The organism is Lacipirellula sp. (assembly GCF_965279485.1).
Classification (GTDB): Bacteria; Planctomycetota; Planctomycetia; order Pirellulales; family Lacipirellulaceae; genus Lacipirellula.
The window spans coordinates 4,735,301-4,751,650 of the sequence record NZ_CBDIIC010000002.1 but is presented as its reverse complement, the minus strand read 5'-3'; the positions used below and the strand labels follow the sequence as shown (position 1 = coordinate 4,751,650).

Below are 16,350 nucleotides of genomic sequence, written 5' to 3'. Positions count from 1 at the left end.
CAGGCACTCAACGGAGCGGCTGCGAACGTTCCCAAGCACGACGAGTCACGAACACTGCTGATCCTCATGCCACGCTGCGCCGCATTCATCCACTGCTTTCGAATCGCCTTCGCGAGCGCTGCAATGTTCGCTGCAGCAAGTCGCGTTGATATTCACGCAGCTACCGTCGCCGTGTCGCTCGACGCCATCGCCGATCCCACGTCCAACTTCATCGCGTATTGGTCGGAAGGCATCTGCCAACTCAACATGACCTACCCCGGGACGACGCGGCAGCCGTTCTGGAATACCCAAAACCTCTCGCAAACCTACAACAACAATTTTGATTTCTTCCCGAACGACAGCGCCATGAAGTTCGGCAATTTCACTTACGACGACGCGAGCCTCGTCGGCGGCAGCGGCTCCGCGACGATCACTGGCCTCACTCTCGGCATCGAACGTGATCCGCTCAACGCCAACTACGTCAACGGCAGCTGGCTCAGCTTCACCACCGACGTACAAAGTTACTCAGGCTCCGTGACCGTTGCGAACGGCGCGGTGACCGGAATCAACCTCACGGCCAACTACAACTCCGTCGGCTACTTCGGTTCCGTCCCCGCAAATGGGAGTGGCGTGTTTTCAATTGCGGGAAACGAGTTTCAAGTGACCGCCACCGCCTACAACGCCTTCTTCGGGCCCTACGACCCGCAGATGGCTTGGGATTGGAGCGGCGTGATCTCTAGCGTTACGACGACTCCGCCTCCCGTCTACGCCGCCGACTTCGACGGCAATGGCTACGTCGACGGCGTCGACCTGTCCCAGTGGAAACTCGGTATGGGCATCGCCTCCGGAGCGACCAAGAACCAAGGCGACGCCAACGGCGACGGCGTCGTCGATGGCGCCGACTTTCTCGCCTGGCAACGCGAGTTCGGCCTCGGAACGCCGCCAACGCTTGCCGCCTTAAGCAGCGTCCCCGAACCCGCCGCCGCGACGCTCCTAACGCTTGCACTCGCCAGCCTCGCGCTCCGCCGCCAGCGCTGACGCCGTACGCAGTTGCCCGCGAGAAGTCCCCGTTCCTCTGGCTCCCTCCCCCTGGAGGGGAGGGTTGGGGAGGGGGTGAAGTTGGTACAAGCTCACTTTACGTGAACCAATCGCGGGTAGGCCCAGGTCTATTTGGGCGGCGCAACCGCAAGAGGCAGCTCTGTAGGCCGCAAGCCTCTCCCCGCAGAGAATTGCTTACACGCCCGTCATCTCCTGGCGACTTTTCCCGATTCTCGTTGACTTCGCTCCCCGCAAGAACCCAGAATGTCCCGGCCGAACCGCTGACGCATCGCTGAAAACCAGCGTCATCCCCTCTTCAAACGCAACGCGCCGAGCCCCTTCGATGAACTTCAAAAAGTGGCTGCATGATTCCATCCTCCCCCGCATGCAGTCGTCTCGCGCTCGCCGCCGCCAGCCGCGGCGTTCTTCACATCGCGGCTACGTGCCGCAGGTGTTCTTACTCGAAGACCGCCGCCTGCTCGCCGTGCTGACGGTCACCAACGCTGACGAAATTGGCGTCGGTTCCTTGGCCTACGTCATCAACTCCAGCGTCAACCGCATCAACGGCGGCACGGGCGACGACGTCATTCAGTTCGCTCCGGCACTCGACGGCGGCACAATCTCGCTCGCCGGCGACTTCGTCAATCCGTTTGCGTCGAACGTCGGCGCCACCGCGTTTCAAGTTCGCAACAACACGACGCTCACCATCGATGGCGTGACCGGCATGTCGCAGGGCGTCAACATCGCCCGCAGCGGCGCGGCCTTTCGGCTCTTCTACGTCGACGTCGGCAGCAACCTCACATTGAAGGGGCTCACGCTCACCAATGGTCTCGCGCAGGGCCTGCCCGGCGGCAACGCGGCGCTCAGCGGCGCCGGGGGCGGCAGCGCCGGCATGGGGGGCGCCATCTTCAATCGCGGCAACCTCACCATTGAGGGCTGCACGCTCGACGACAACGATGCTGTCGGGGGCGCCGGCGGTTCGTACCTCGCGAGTCTCACCGGCCGCGGCGGCGGGGGCGGCGGCGGGATGACCAACGTCGGACAATCGGCGAACTCGAACACAGGCGGCTTCGGCGGCGGCAATGGCGGCGGCAACGGCGGCGCCTCGGGCGGGAACAATGGCATGAACGCGGGCCTGATCGGCAGCGGCGGAGGGGGCGGCGGCGCGGGGCTCGATCCTTCCATCATCGGCGGAACGGGCGGCAAAGGAACCCTTGGCGGCGGTGGCGGCGGCGGCGGATCGTACAAGGGCGCCGGCGGCGCGGGCGGCTTTGGCGGCGGCGGCGGCGGCGGCGGCGATCACGCGGGCGTCGGAGGCGCGGCCGGGTATGGCGGCGGCGCGGGGCATGCTGGGGGCGGCGCGACCTTCGAATCGCAAAGCGGCGCTGGCGGCGGCGGGGCCGGCATGGGAGGCGCGATCTTCAACGAGGCGGGCGCCGTCACGATCACCAACTCGACCTTCACCGCCAACGCAGCCGTCGGCGGGGCTGGCGGTACGGCGATTGATCCCGCCCGCAACGGCGGCGCGGGCCAAGGCCTCGGCGGCGCGATCTTCAATCGCAGCGGCACGATCACGATCACCAACAGCACCATCGCCTCGAACACCGTCACCCAGGGCGACGGCTCGACGCTGGCGCGGGCCGGCAGCGGCGTCTTCAGTATTTCCGACACGACCTTGGCCGCCACGCACATCAACAACACCATCATCAGTCATGTTGGCGCGCCGACGGTAGACGACTACACCTCCTTCGCCGTCGGCGCCGGTCATACCAGCACTGGCAACGGCAACTTGATGGGCGTGCAGTTCGGGTTTCTGGGCGGAGTCGTCAGCAATGCCAATCCGCAACTCGGTCCGCTCCAAGAAAACGGCGGCCTCACCCGCACGATGGCGCTCCTCGCCGGAAGTCCGGCCATTAATCAAGGCATCGACCTGCTCCCCGGCAACGGCGTCCCCGCGACCGATCAGCGCGGCCTGCCGCGCGATCCGACGAACATCGACGTCGGCGCCTTCGAGTACCGCCTCATCGCCAGCATGATCGTCAACGCTGAGATCGACGAAACCAACGTCGCCGCCACGCTCTCACTCCGCGAAGCCGTCGAACTTGCCAACGGCACGCGCTCGTACGACAGCCTCTCCGCCAGCGAAAAGGCCCAGGTCACGCTCGTCGGCGGCATCTCGAACACGATTACCTTCGCCAGCAATCTGAACGGCAAGACGATCACGCTGACGACAGTCGGCTCCGGCCGCGTCGGCCCCACAGCACTGCCGATCACGAGTAACATCGTCGTCACGGGCCCCGCCGGCAACAGCGGCGTCACGCTCTCAGCAGCCGGAACCACGATGCGGCTCTTCGACGTCACGAGCGGCAGCGATCTCGCGCTACAAAACCTGACGCTCACGGGCGGAACGGCTCGCGGCTTCGCCGGCGGCGATTTCTTCCTCGGCGGCGGTGGCGGCGGCAGCGCCGGCCTGGGCGGCGCGGTCTTCAACCAAGGCACGCTACAAATCCTCAATAGCACGCTCACCGCCAACATCGCCCAAGGGGGCGCCGGCGGCATGCTCAACGAAACGATCGAAGGTAACGGCGGCTCGGGCGGCGGCGGCCTGAACGTCAAAGGCGCCAACGTCGCCAACAACAACGGCAGCTCGGGCGGAGGCCCCAACGGCGGCGCGGGCAGTAGCGGCTACGGCGAAGATGGCGGCTTCGGCGGCGGCGGAGCGGGCGGAGCCAGCGACGGCAGCAGTTCCGGCGGTCAGCCCGGCGGCATCGGCGGCTACGGTGGCGGTGGCGGCGGCGGCGGGTACGCCTCGTCATTCCCCGGCATCGGCGGAACCGGCGGCTTCGGCGGCGGCAACGGCGGCAATAGCGGCATCGGCGGCAACGGCGGCTCGGGCATGGGAGGCGCCATCTTCAACGAAGCCGGCATCGTCATCATCAGCAATAGCACGCTCGCCGCCAACACGGCTGTTGGCGGGGTAGGGGACGTCGGCGGCTCCGGCATCGGCGGCGCAGTCTTCAATCACAACGGCACGATTACCATCTCCAGCAGCACGATCTTTGCCAACATCGCCGCCCAAGCGGGCCGCGGCGTCTACAATCTCGGCGACGACCAATACGCCACCACAGATTCAATCACCGCCGCCGCCGTCATCAACAACACGATCATCGGCCAAGCCGGCGCCGCCGCCGGCGAAGACTTCACCGGCGCCACCATTGGCAACGGCGTCAACGCCACCTCCGGCAGCTACAACCTCATCCGCACCTCCAGCGGCTTCGCCGGCGGTGTTGTCAGTACCGCCGATCCCAAGCTCGGCCCGCTGCAAAGCAACGGCGGCCCCACGCCGACAATGGGCCTCCTCGCCGGCAGCCCCGCCATCGACGCCGGCAATCCAGGCTACACCGCTCCCCCCAGCGTCGATCAACGCGGCGGCGCATTCGCGCGAGTGCTCAACGGCCGCATCGACGTCGGCGCCTATGAAGGCGTCGCCAGCGTCGCAGCCTCCGCCGACTTCAACGCCGATAGCAAAGTCGACGGCCGCGACTTCCTTGCCTGGCAGCGTGGTTTCGGCATCGCATCGGGCGCGACGAAAGCCAACGGCGACGCCGACAATAACGGCGCCGTCAACGCCGCCGACTTGGCCGTCTGGAAAACGCAGTTCGGCACAAGCGGAGCCGTCACCGCCGCGGCCCCTACCGTCGCTCCCGCGATGGCCCCAGCCAGCGTCGCATTCGCCATGCTAGCGATAACGCCGACAACGCTCACAATCACGAACAGCGAAGATCAACCGTCGCCGCCCGCCAGCGTAAACTCAGCGGCAACTCCGGTCACGCAGCACTGGTTCTGGCTAGCCGGCGAAGGCCTCGAGACGCGAGCCACTTCGCAACGCGTCGCCCCGACGCGTCCAGACGCTGACAACCACCCCACGCCTTCGCGGCACGCCTTCTGGACGAACCTGCCGCCAACAGGGCTCAAGCGCTCAGCACACAGCGAAGCCAACGACTTCGCTCTCAGCTGCAGCGACGAAGATGAAACGAATCCCGACGCGCTGAACTCCCTCGACCACGCCTTCGCCAACCTCGCCGCAACCTCTCATGTCGGCTTCTGACAAGCCGACCCAAAGCGTGGTCGAGGCGAGACAGCTTCAAAACCCCGGCAGCGCGTCCCCATCGTCATAACAATAGAGCTCAAGTAAAATCACCGGCTCAATCTCTTCGGAAAGAAAGCGAACGCTCCCATCCGCCATCACGGCGTAGGCGCCCCCCTCGTGAAATGAATAGGACCCGTAGTCGTACGAGTTCGAACAGTTCACCGTGCAGCGACTCACGCGTTTGATGGCTGCGTAAGCGGTTGGCGAAACGCTGCTCAGTGCGCGGCCCACCCACGATCCATCTTCGGGATACCAAATGCGCGCCGGCGTCCAGGGTGTGCGATCAGGACCGTAGAGGTCCGAGCCCCCCACCGATTCCACCAGCAGAATTGTTTGAGATAGCCCGTCGGTAATTTTGCCTGGGCTCGTATACTCGCGGCTGATGATTCCGGCGGCCCAGCCAGTTCTCCCCCAATGCTTCACGAGGGGGTCGGCGGAGTTCGCCCCCTGGCAGCCCTTGTAGTCGAGGGTGGCCATCCTCGTCGGTTGAGGACCGACCTTCTCGTACTCGTACACATCGTCGCTCGGCGCCGTGGGGCACTTGTACGCCGGCACGATCGTCGCCGCCAAGTTGCCGTTCGCGCCCTCAAAGAATCCGAGGTCGCCATCCCAAGCATCGTAGAGCGCGCGGTGCTCAAGGTACGGCAACAACTCCCGCGCCCAAGTGATCGACCCATCCCCTTTGGGCCAGCTGCACGGATACGTCCCGCGAGCCCCGACGAAATTCGCGGCAGCAAGTCCCATCTGCCGCATGTTATTCGCGCAGGTCGCCTTGCGCGACGACTCGCGGGCGGCTTGCACGGCGGGCAGCAATAACGCCGTGAGTAGACCGATCACCGCGATCACGACAAGCAACTCGATCAGCGTGAAGCCGCGCTGGTCGTCCGCTGCCAACGGCATGCGATCTCCGTAAGTTTTAGATTGAAGCTCGAACATGCTCGGGATTGGGCGCAGCGTTGGGCCACCATCGAAGCCGCCGCGTCACGACGGCTCGCCCATTGTATGCGAAGACTTCTTCTACTGCCCCACCGCCGCCGACTGCCTAGCGTCGCTCCTACCGACACGTCCGTCGATGAATCCGACACGCACTTACGCGATAGAGATTGCGAGACCGACGCCGCTGCCATTACGCGCCGACAAAACTCGCGCAGATGCCGTCCACTGCAAGGTTGACCCTTTTTCTGGCGCCAAGCGTCGCCTAGGCTTAAACCTTCATCAATGAAGGGGAAACGCATGCAACTTCGAGCCTTCGCCGGCGCCACGCTCGCCATCGTAGTCGCGAGCTCCGCCATCGGCGCCACGCTGGAAATCAACGCCACCGCGAACAACGGCAGCCGCTTCATCGAGCACGTCCAAGACGCCTTCTGGGAACTTGGCCAGACGCGCGCGAGCTCGCGCGTCCCGTTCCCTGACGGCGCGTTCAACTACGCCTCCCTGCCAAACTACGTGCCGCAAGGCGGCGGCGGAACCGCGTTCCCCAACAAGCAGAACTTCCAAGACCTCGGCGCCATCGAGTACGACTCCAGCACCGGCGCCGTCACGGGGCTCACGTTCAACTTCTCCCCCCACGTCGCGCCCGGCCGCTTCACCTTTTACCAGGCGATCGCGTCGGCCTCCCCATACGCCACGTCGTTCGGCGCCTTTTCCGGGAGCGTCACGCTCAACGGCGCCGCCGCGCCCACGATCAATCTCACGAGCGAGATCAAGTTCACCATCGAGTCCGCCGTCGACGACGCACTCGTCTACACGGGCGTCTTCAACGTCGTGAACAACGTCTTCACGTTAGCCGTCGACGATACCGCCTTCAGTCCGCTGTATCAGCTCTACGCCGGCAACGGCAACATCCGCTACGAATGGGCCGTCACCGGCACGCTCGCTGCCGCTGCTCCGGCGCCGCCTGCCGGTGATTTCAACCTCGACGGCCTCGTCGATGGCGCCGACTTCCTCGCGTGGCAACGCAATCCCAGCGTCGGCAGCCTCGACGATTGGAAGGCCAACTACGGCGCCGGAGCATCGAGTGCATCCGCAGCGACGCCCGTCCCCGAGCCTGCCGCCATGCTCTTAATCGCGACTGCGTTGATCTCGATCAGGCCGTTGCGAATTTCTCGCGACACGCAGCCGCGTTCGAGATCCTAATGCCGCCAGGCCGCACTCGGCCCGCAACACTTTCTAGTCCCCTCAGCTCGCAGGCATGCTCTGCGAACACGCCCTACCGGCGACGTCCGAGCGTCGCTAAGAGGCCGCCTGCCGACAACGCGCCTAGCAGCAACGAATTAGGCTCGGGAACGGCGCTAAATAGATAGGCGGTGCCGGAAAGTCCGTCACCGTCGCTGTTAGAATACGCGCCGACGATGGCCTTCCCGCCGCCGATACCGACAGCGTTGCCGAATCTGTCATTGGCCGCCCCGTCGCTCGCCGTGAGCTTAGCGAGCTGCACGCCAGACGTAATATCGAACAGATACGCGCTTCCAGACAACGCGCCGAGATCGCCATCCCCGGTCGCTCCGACGACGGCAATGTTTCCGCTGATGCCAACGGAGATGCCGAAGCTGTCGTTGAAGGCGCCGTCGTTGGCCGTCAGTTTGGCAAGTTGCGTCCCAGAAGCAACGTCGAACAAGTACGCGCTTCCAGTCCTGGAGCCGTTGATCTCGTCGTAGTACGCCCCCACGATCGCCGTGTTGCCGCTAATCGCCACGGACCACCCGAAACTATCGCTCGCGGCGGCGTCGTTCGCGGTGAGTTTGAAAAGCTGCGTACCAGTGGTAACGTCAAACAGATACGCACTCCCCGAGCTGCTCCCGTTGTCGTCGTTGCCATACGCCCCCACGATCGCAACGTTGCCGCTAATCGCCACGGAAGCGCCAAAAAAGTCGCTTGCAGCCCCGTCGTTGGCAGTCAGCTTGGCCAGCTGGGCGCCAGACGTGACGTTGAACAGGTACGCGCTCCCAGAACTTGCCCCCTTGTCGTCATCCAGGGCCGCTCCGACGATCGCGACATTGCCGCTAATTGCCGCGGAAGAGCCGAAATGGTCGCCCGCCGCGCCGTCGCTCGCCACTAGTTTATTAAGTTGGGAACCAGACGTGGCGTTGAATAGATAGGCGCTCCCGGAATCGGCGCCCTTGTCGTCATCTTGGTAGGCCCCCACGATGGCCCGATTGCCGCTGATCCCAACGGACGAGCCGAACAAGTCGCCCGCCGCAGCGTCGTTGGCCGTGAGTTTGAAAAGCTGCGAACCCGAAGAGGCGTCGAATAGATACGCGCTCCCGGCGCCATACGCCCCGACGATTCCCGTGTTCCCGCTGATATCGACGGACGATCCAAAATAGCCCGACCCCTTCGGGTCGCTAGGCGTGAGCTTGGCGAGTTGGCTCCCCACAGCAGCTTGAGCAGCCGCCGGCAAGAGCAATACAAGGGTCAGGATCCGGAAAGCCGCATCTACCTTCATGAGTCGGTCCTTTCAATCACGGAGAAGATCATAGCAGAGTCTTGAATAGCCAGACTCAAACTACCATAGCATCCTTTTCGTGTCCAATGCCGTGTCGTCGAGGCCGGGAACTCGCCGCCCGGAACGCGGCGGGTACACGCTTTCAAATCAGTTTCCTCTCGCCCGCATGGCAAGCGAGAAAGCCACAATGGAGGCGCATGCCGTACTCGATTGGCGATACAATACTCTCCATGTACCGCGACGAAGACCAGCGAGATTTCGCCCGCCGGCTCCGCAATGAGCCAATCGGCGCTGAAAAACGTCTGTGGTTCCTGTTACGCGCTGGCCAACTCAACGGCCACAAATTCCGCCGCCAAGCCGCGCTCGGCCCCTACATCGTCGACTTCATCTGCCTTGCACAACGGCTCATCGTCGAACTCGACGGCCCGCAACATCTCGAACCGGCAGCCGCGGAGCATGATGCGAGGCGCACCGCCTAGCTCGCCGAACGCGGCTACCGCGTGATTCGCTTCCGCAATCACGAGATCGATGAGGACGTGCACCGCGTGGTCGATGCGATTCGGCAGGCGATTGAAGTGGCCACGCCAACGCCGCTGCCGCCCCCCTCCCCAACCTAGTGCTACGCACGGACTACCGCCTGCGCTCGATCGCCGCTGGCGACCGTGCTCGTTACTCCCTCCAGGGGGAGGGAGCCGGATGGGACTGAGTAGAGTTGGAGTGCGAGCAACAGAGACAACGAGGATCAGCCCGCAGAGCGCCGCCCGACCCTTAATCATCTGGTCCCCTCTCTCGACGGAATCAACACCACACAACAACATTCCCCACTAACCTACCAACCTTCTCTGGTCCCCTCCCCCTGGAGGGGAGGGCTAGGGAGGGGGGAAGAAGCGGGTACACCGCATGAACCTGCCGCACAGTCAGCAAGCCCCCCCAAACGGCTTGTAGCTCCAACGACGCTCATATTCCACCAACGCTTCTTATTGGCGGCACGCCAGTGGCGCCCGGCAATCTCCTTCCCTGTGAGGGAGCAATCGACACGTGCGCCAAGTGTTTGATGGCCACCTACGACAACATTAGAATCCCGGGCATGGCGATATTTGAATTTGAGCTTAAAAGCGTGGAAGACATATTGCCTTGGGGAGAGCCAGGGGCTCACAGTCTAAGTTGGTTTGCCTTAACCGACGGCCAGTTCCGGATGATTGTTGGCGATCAAGTCCTATTTCGCTACAGCGACGAGATACTGTCCCAATGGGGAAGCTCGGAGCGAGAAGCCGAATATCAGGTTGCTGCCTTCCTACGATCAATACTGAGCTGCGTCGCGGCTGCCGTTGCTCCCCTTCCCCCAAGAATTGAGCGGCTTGCCTCTAATTGGCAACTCTTGATGGAGCTTGAGAAGCCACTTGACGACGTGCAAGCAGTGGACGATCTCTGGTTGGACGCGTGGCAATGGCTTGGCGAGCGCTCCCCCTCGACCTCATACCTAGTGGAGTGCCCAAAAGTTCAATTCGTGCGAATTGGTCCTGAGTTGCGAATTCACTGGGACAACCGCGAACGAAGCATCGACGGCCTCCCGGTTTGGACGGCTCAACAAGGTGTCTGTGTCATGTCGGTCGAAGCCTTTCTAGAAGAATGTCGAGACTTGATGCGACGTTTGCTTTCCGCCATGCACGAGCGTATTGCAGGAATTGAGGTCGGAGCAATGAAGCCGCAAGTCGAGGTGAGCACTAGTTCCCTGCATGAGCAGCACGAGACGTGGCGCGCCGAATTCGCGTCCTACTTCGGCGAGTATCAACCTGAAGTCCCCTGGCATGAAACTGAAAATGCTCTACTGGCAATCGCCCAGAAGAAGGGATTGCGAGTCTAAATATGCCTACCCGCCTCCTACTCTCCGCCCTCTGGTTCTTCCTCGTCCTCTTCTCCTACTACGTGTTGAAACCAGTCCGCGACGCCCTCGCCACCGAAACCCGCCTCTTCGGCCCCCTCTACCTCGCCACGTTCCTCGCCGCCTCCGCTGCCCTCCCCCTCTACTGGCGGATCGTCGCCCGCACGACGCGGCGACAACTCGTCTTCGGCGTCTACCAATTCTTCGTCGCTTGCCTCGTCGTGTTCGCCCTGCTGCTCGCCCGCGGCGACGGCGAAACCGAGTGGCTTCGCAACGCCTTTTTCGTGTGGGTGAGCGTCTTCAACCTCTACGTCGTCGCCGTCTTCTGGAGCGTGATGGCCGACCTCTTTTCCGCCGAGGAGGGAAAGAGCTGGTTCGGCGCCATGGCCGCGGCCGGCACCGTCGGCTCGATCGTCGCCTCGCTCGTCGGCCACGTCGCCGCGCAGCGACTGGGGCTCGAATGGCTAATGGTCGTCGCGATCGGCGCGCTTGAACTCGCGATCGCTACGGCCTGGCTCCTACTGCGATTCGCCTCGCGCGAAGAGTTTGCAAGAGGCTCTTTGTGGGAGGGGTCTCCGACCCCGAAGCCGGTTAGCGGGCCGCAGAGAACTGAAGTGGAGCGCGAAATCGGCGTCGGAGACGCCTCCCACAAGTCACCACAATCTCACAGTTCAAACAGCGCCAACAGCAAGCCCCCCTCCAGCGGCTCGCTCCTCGCCGGCCTCCGCACCGTGCTCTCGTCCCGCTACCTGCTGATGATCTGGGCGTTCACCGCCATCGGCAAATTCGCCGCGACGTTCGTCTACAACAATTTTCAACATACGCTCCGCGAGGAAGGACTCGCGGTCGCCGAGCGCACCGAGCTCTTCTCGGCAATGAACTTCTACTCGCAAAGCGGTACGCTCGCGTTCCAAGCCCTTCTCGCCGCCGCGCTGATGCGACTCGTCGGCGTCGGCGCCACGCTCGCCGCGGCCTGCGGCGTCATCGTCGGCCTGTTCGTCTGGCTGTCGCTCGACGCCACGCTCTGGCCGCTGATGGTCGCCAAGGTGGTCCAAGAAATCGTCGGCTACGGCCTGCTCGTCCCCGCGCAACAAGTGCTGTTCACCGTGGTGAGCCGTACGGAAAAGTACGAATCGAAAGCGTTCATCGACACCGCCGTCTTCCGCGGCAGCGACGTCGCCGCCGCGAATGTGGTCGACGCCCTGGGCCGCTTCAGTGCGAGCGCCGCCGCGATGGCGATCCTCCCGCTCGTCGGCGTATGGATGGCCCTCGGCGCCTGGCTAGGCCGAGAGCAAACGGCACGAGCCAAAGCTAAAGACGACCTCCCCAACTGAGTACAAGCGGGGTGCCACTGGCGTGTCGCCAGTGAGAAGCGGTGACACGACCTCCGCAAACCATCAACAACAAACAGCCCGACCTTCAATCCTATGTCGCATCAGTACAAACGTCGTACGCTCAATGATGCTAAGACTGTAGCTCTACAAGCATTTCACGCATCGGCCAAGGAGTACTTGTCTGAGGATGAGTTGCGAGAAATGATCGAGCACGGAGCCACGGCAGGCGGATCGTTTGGAGACGACTGGGAAGCAGATACTGGGTTTGTACCCGATCCACGCTTGTTCTATGAGATCAAGCTATACCATCCTTCGAAGGAATTCCCCTACATCGAGAAATATTTTGCGCGTCTTCTAGTGAGTCGAGATCGAGCGACTGAAACAGTTTGGATCAAATGGAAACCGCCAACGCCGCCATACAGCGGCGAGCAGCTCTTTCCAAAAGACATTACTATCACGTAATGAGCGGTCATCGCGTGCCAAGGACACATTCATGACAGTCAAACGTATGGACAACGTCGGCATCGTCGTCGCCGACCTCGACGCCGCCATCGAGTTCTTCGTCGAGTTGGGCCTCGAACTCGAAGGCCGCGCTCCCATCGCCGGCGATTGGGCCGACCGCATCACCGGCCTACCCGACATGCGCGTCGAGATCGCCATGCTGCGAACGCCCGATGGCCACAGTCGGCTCGAACTCTCCCGCTTCGACGCCCCGCCGGTCGTCGCCGATCACCGCACCGCCCCGGTGAACTCGCTCGGCTACCTGCGCGTGATGTTCGCCGTGGAGGATCTCAACGACACGCTCGCCCGCCTCGCCAAGCGTAGCGCAACAGTCGTCGGCGAAGTCGTTCAGTACGCGAACGCCTACCGCCTCTGCTACATCCGCGGCCCCGAGGGCATCCTCATCGGTCTTGCGGAGCAATTAGGGCAGCAAGCCTCCCGCGAGAATCCGCTCGATTAGGCGCCAATCCGATTGCAATTGGCCACCCAGCTCGCTACACTGAACGTCCGTATACAAACCAGCGAGTTTGAACGGATCGGTGAACGGCTCAGCCTGCGGAGCACCTCCTTGTGGGAGGCGTCTCCGACGCCGATTCCGCTCACCGCGCCGAATGTCAGTAGCCCTTCCTAAAAGGCCGCACAGCAAACTGGGGTGAACCCACCATTTTGTCACCACAGAAACGACAAAACCCGCGACAACAAAACTCGCAACTAATTACACACAAAGGACTTAACAGCGATTGAATTCTGTCGCCAAAAATCGCACTCTCCCTATGAAGTGACAGATACAACGACGAAACAAACCGCCGCATGATGGCCCACGCAACGCGAGCCGCTCGCTGGCAGTTCAACGATTTCATCGATTTCGATGCAATCCCTACAACCTGCTCAGCCGATACTCATTCCGACGGCCCACTTTTGGAGGCGCGTCGGGATCGGCCATAGGCCGCTCGCCTGCTCCATACATCTCATTGCGTGCGGACCGTTCAGCTAGGGCCGCCTCGATTTCGTGAGGGAACGATGCAACTGAAAATCTACGTCCCCCGGACGATTGAAATTCCGACCGAGTATCTTCCCGCACTCGCCAAGCGCGCCCTAGATTCCCTCGGCGACGGCGGCGCCGACGCCCAAGCCACGCGCGGCCACCTGGTCCGCCAGGCCGTGATGGACGGGCTGCTCCGCGAACTCGACGTGCTGCGACTCGACGAAACGACGGTCGACCTCTTCTGCGATCCGCAGGGCGAGGCCCCGCTCGAAATCGACAACCGTTCGCTCTCGATGAACGAACTGATCGACTCGCTCAGCGCCCCGAAGGCGCCGACCGCCACGAAGCGGCCGGAAGCGGTCGATCGCCTCCGCGGCAAAGAAGAGCGGATCATTCCGATTCGCCGCGCTGCTTGAGCGATTCGACGGTCGATCGGCGCGTCCGCGCCAGTGGGTAACCGCACACGCGTCGCGTCGCGCTGCGCGACGTCCAAGATGCGACAATCCCTCTAAACGTGGTCCGGTTTTAGCGAATCTACCGGCCTCATGCATTTTTCGGCGGGCGCCGGCGCCATGCAGCCGATGATCGTTGAGACGAACACTCCGTATTTGACGGAGGCTCGGTTCTTGCGGGATCGCGCGACAGCATGGGTAGTAGCCGAGATATGGCAGGCCGCTCGAACACTGGTTCTTCCGACAGCACGCGCCGCCCAGACGCGCCGGAGCTGCACATCGTGCGCTGCTGCCCGCTTTGCAATGAGCTGATGGAGTTCGACCCGCAGTCGAGCCCGCAGGTCGTCGTCTGCGACTCCTGCGGCTTGGCTTGCACCGTCGACGTGGCGCCGCAGCGTCCCACGCTCGACATCGAAGACTTCGCGATCGCCCCGCCCGCCGCGAGCGATCACGACGACGCCGTTCACTGGCTGCAGAAGTCGCCCGGCCCCATCCTGCCGGCGCCCGACTTTGCTGCCAAGCAAGCCTCGGCCCGCCGTCGTCAGTTAGCCCTCGCGGGCGGCGTAGCCAGCACCGCGGCCCTCGCCATCGCGATGCTTTCGGGCTACTTCGGCTATCACACCGCCAGCGACAAGCTCGCCCTTCAGCAGCAAACCGTCGAGTCCCGCCAACAAGCGGAAACGCAACGACTGCTCGAACAACAGCAGCGGCTGGAACTGCAGCGAACCGACGCCGAAGCCAAGCGACTCGCCGCCCAGCGCGACGTTCGCGCCGTGACGGCCAAGTACCTCGCGGCCCAATCGCAAGAGTTGGCCGCCGTCGAGCCTTGGCGTAGTGTGTCGGTTTCGACCAACGCGATTCGCTCAACGCTCGATGTGGACGGCATCGTGCTTCCCGAGGCCCACCAAAGCCTTCGCGATTCCTTGCTGCGTTGCTCGGGGAGCCACGATATCGACGCGATCGAACTCCGCGGCCACGCGGGCCCGATCACCACGCTCGCCGTGAGCCCCGATGGCCGTTGGCTCGCCACCGGCAGCGTCGATCGCACGGCTCGCATTTGGGATCTGCAAGCCGATCATCCCCAGCGCACGGCGAACACGCTGAACATCCATCAGAAGCCGGTCACGAGCATTCTGTTCAGCAACGATGGCAAGTCGCTGATCACCGGCAGCCGCGATGCGACAGCCTGCGTCTGGTCGCTCGGCATCGACGCCCCCGCGGCCATTCCCGTCATTCTTCCGGGACGGAGCCAACCGATCTCGCAGTTGGCCCTCAGCCCCAACGGCGACTGGCTCGCCGCGGTCTCGACCGAGGCGGGCGCCGACATCGGGTTGGGCCAGCTATGGAACCTTGCCGGCAGCGCCGGCAAAGCCACGTCGATGGCCCTCACCGGCCACGCTGGGCAGATCCAAGCGATGGCGATCAGCCCCGATAACCATTGGCTCGCCCTCGGCGTCGACGACGCCGTGAAGCTGTGGGATCTCACCGCTCGCGATCCAGCGGCTGCTTCGATCGAGCGGCAATGCCGGCACGGCAACGTCACGGCGATCTTATTCTCGAATGACGGCAGGTGGCTCGTCACTTGCGGGGCGGGCCGCGAGCCGGCCGTGCGGTTGTGGAACCTCACCAGCCGCGATGCTAGCGAGTCGCTGCTGTTGAAGGGCCTCGACGGCCCCGTTCGCGCCGCCGCGGTCAGCGCCGACAGCCGCTACTTGGTGGCCGCCGGCGACGACCAACGGCTTCGCGTTTGGAACCTACAAGGCGTCAACGCCGAGACCGAGCCGACGCTGCTTCCGCTTGGCGCCGCGAAGATCACGGCCGTCGCCGTCAGCAAGGCGGGCGATTGGCTCGCTGCAAGCGATGCATCCGGCAAGGTTTTCCTGTGGCGAGTTAACTTCGCCGGCGTCGAACCGCAGCCGGTCGTCCTCACCGCCAGCGATAAGGCGCTCAACGCGCTCGCCTTCACCGCCGACGGCCGCTGGCTCGCCGCCGCCGGCGACGACTGGACCGCTCGCCTCTGGAACCTCGACATCGCCCAACTCGCCGGCCAAGCCGAAGTGCTGGCGAAGGTGCAACTCGAAACGGCTCAGCAAGTTTCCAGCCAATCGCTCCTCGAGAGCACGCTCGCGGTGCTCGACCCGCGTGAGCTGACCGAGGCGACCACTACTGGCCTCATTTGGTCGGCCGTCGAGTGGCACGCCCCGCGGGTGCAGGCGAACTGGAAGGTCTGGATGCAGGATCGCCTCGCAGTGCCCGAAGTCGCGCCCGCCCCCGAACCACAGATGGCTCGCGGCCCGCGGCTTAACGAACTGGGCGAATTCGGCGACGTTGACATGCCGTCGATCGATCCGGCGCCGCAGGCAGCCCCCATCGCTGAGCCCTCAATCCTGCCGACGCCCGATGAAAAGCCGTCGCTGGTGGTCGCCCCGCCGGAGTCCGAGGATGCGAAGCCCCGCCCCGCACTCAACCACGAATGGCCGGTGCGGTCGATCGTCAAACGCCACGACGTCGACGCGGAACCCCGCACGGCGGCCCGCCCCGCGTCGACGCTGGAAATCCGGTAGCATCCCGACTGGGAATGGCG

11 protein-coding genes and 1 pseudogene are annotated in these 16,350 nt (G+C 63.7%); 10 read left to right on the top strand and 2 right to left on the bottom strand.

Going from position 1 to position 16,350, the window contains the following annotated elements:
* Positions 1-123 precede the first annotated feature (123 nt).
* Both ACQY7R_RS26520 and ACQY7R_RS26515 read left to right on the top strand, forming a co-directional pair.
* Positions 124-1,017, top strand: a complete 894-nt coding sequence (locus tag ACQY7R_RS26520) for a dockerin type I domain-containing protein (RefSeq protein ID WP_428308555.1) — start codon at positions 124-126, stop codon at positions 1,015-1,017.
* A 343-nt stretch (positions 1,018-1,360) separates the two neighbouring features.
* Positions 1,361-5,125 (top strand): choice-of-anchor Q domain-containing protein, encoded by a 3,765-nt coding sequence (locus ACQY7R_RS26515; protein ID WP_428308554.1) that lies wholly within the window; start codon positions 1,361-1,363, stop codon positions 5,123-5,125.
* Between the two features lie 36 nt (positions 5,126-5,161).
* Here the strand turns inward: ACQY7R_RS26515 and ACQY7R_RS26510 are convergent, their stop codons facing one another.
* Positions 5,162-6,067, bottom strand: a complete 906-nt coding sequence (locus tag ACQY7R_RS26510) for a DUF1559 domain-containing protein (protein ID WP_428308553.1) — start codon at positions 6,065-6,067, stop codon at positions 5,162-5,164.
* 333 nt (positions 6,068-6,400) lie between these two features.
* Here ACQY7R_RS26510 and ACQY7R_RS26505 point away from each other — a divergent pair, with 333 nt between their 5' ends.
* Positions 6,401-7,303 (top strand): hypothetical protein, encoded by a 903-nt coding sequence (locus ACQY7R_RS26505; RefSeq protein ID WP_428308552.1) that lies wholly within the window; start codon positions 6,401-6,403, stop codon positions 7,301-7,303.
* Between the two features lie 73 nt (positions 7,304-7,376).
* On the opposite strand, the gene ACQY7R_RS26500 is transcribed toward ACQY7R_RS26505, so the two are convergent.
* Complete coding sequence (locus ACQY7R_RS26500; RefSeq protein ID WP_428308551.1) at positions 7,377-8,612, bottom strand: hypothetical protein; 1,236 nt, start codon at positions 8,610-8,612, stop codon at positions 7,377-7,379.
* Between the two features lie 86 nt (positions 8,613-8,698).
* Between ACQY7R_RS26500 and ACQY7R_RS26495 the strand changes: the two are divergent.
* From ACQY7R_RS26495 to ACQY7R_RS26465, 7 genes and pseudogenes are all read left to right on the top strand, one after another.
* Positions 8,699-9,229 (top strand): annotated as a pseudogene (locus tag ACQY7R_RS26495) (endonuclease domain-containing protein).
* A 437-nt stretch (positions 9,230-9,666) separates the two neighbouring features.
* Entirely contained in the window at positions 9,667-10,476 is an 810-nt protein-coding gene (locus ACQY7R_RS26490) for a DUF5984 family protein (protein ID WP_428308550.1), read from the top strand.
* A gap of 2 nt (positions 10,477-10,478) precedes the next feature.
* A complete protein-coding gene (locus ACQY7R_RS26485) occupies positions 10,479-11,828 on the top strand; it encodes an NTP/NDP exchange transporter (protein ID WP_428308549.1) in 1,350 nt (449 codons plus the stop codon).
* Between the two features lie 93 nt (positions 11,829-11,921).
* Positions 11,922-12,290, top strand: coding sequence for a DUF440 family protein (locus ACQY7R_RS26480; protein WP_428308548.1), 369 nt, complete (start codon positions 11,922-11,924; stop codon positions 12,288-12,290).
* A 31-nt stretch (positions 12,291-12,321) separates the two neighbouring features.
* Positions 12,322-12,789, top strand: a complete 468-nt coding sequence (locus tag ACQY7R_RS26475; RefSeq protein ID WP_428308547.1) for a VOC family protein — start codon at positions 12,322-12,324, stop codon at positions 12,787-12,789.
* 560 nt (positions 12,790-13,349) lie between these two features.
* Entirely contained in the window at positions 13,350-13,730 is a 381-nt protein-coding gene (locus tag ACQY7R_RS26470; protein WP_428308546.1) for a hypothetical protein, read from the top strand.
* A gap of 230 nt (positions 13,731-13,960) precedes the next feature.
* Positions 13,961-16,330 (top strand): WD40 repeat domain-containing protein, encoded by a 2,370-nt coding sequence (locus ACQY7R_RS26465; RefSeq protein WP_428308545.1) that lies wholly within the window; start codon positions 13,961-13,963, stop codon positions 16,328-16,330.
* Positions 16,331-16,350 lie beyond the last annotated feature (20 nt).

What these genes read in the sequence shown, in the direction of transcription:
- ACQY7R_RS26520 (WP_428308555.1), top strand. Translation starts at nt 124, where the DNA reads ATGTTCGCTGCAGCAAGTCGCGTTGATATTCACGCAGCTACCGTCGCC.
- ACQY7R_RS26515 (WP_428308554.1), top strand. Translation starts at nt 1,361, where the DNA reads ATGAACTTCAAAAAGTGGCTGCATGATTCCATCCTCCCCCGCATGCAG.
- ACQY7R_RS26510 (WP_428308553.1), bottom strand. Translation starts at nt 6,067, where the DNA reads ATGCCGTTGGCAGCGGACGACCAGCGCGGCTTCACGCTGATCGAGTTG.
- ACQY7R_RS26505 (WP_428308552.1), top strand. Translation starts at nt 6,401, where the DNA reads ATGCAACTTCGAGCCTTCGCCGGCGCCACGCTCGCCATCGTAGTCGCG.
- ACQY7R_RS26500 (WP_428308551.1), bottom strand. Translation starts at nt 8,612, where the DNA reads ATGAAGGTAGATGCGGCTTTCCGGATCCTGACCCTTGTATTGCTCTTG.
- ACQY7R_RS26490 (WP_428308550.1), top strand. Translation starts at nt 9,667, where the DNA reads ATGGCCACCTACGACAACATTAGAATCCCGGGCATGGCGATATTTGAA.
- ACQY7R_RS26485 (WP_428308549.1), top strand. Translation starts at nt 10,479, where the DNA reads ATGCCTACCCGCCTCCTACTCTCCGCCCTCTGGTTCTTCCTCGTCCTC.
- ACQY7R_RS26480 (WP_428308548.1), top strand. Translation starts at nt 11,922, where the DNA reads ATGTCGCATCAGTACAAACGTCGTACGCTCAATGATGCTAAGACTGTA.
- ACQY7R_RS26475 (WP_428308547.1), top strand. Translation starts at nt 12,322, where the DNA reads ATGACAGTCAAACGTATGGACAACGTCGGCATCGTCGTCGCCGACCTC.
- ACQY7R_RS26470 (WP_428308546.1), top strand. Translation starts at nt 13,350, where the DNA reads ATGCAACTGAAAATCTACGTCCCCCGGACGATTGAAATTCCGACCGAG.
- ACQY7R_RS26465 (WP_428308545.1), top strand. Translation starts at nt 13,961, where the DNA reads ATGGGTAGTAGCCGAGATATGGCAGGCCGCTCGAACACTGGTTCTTCC.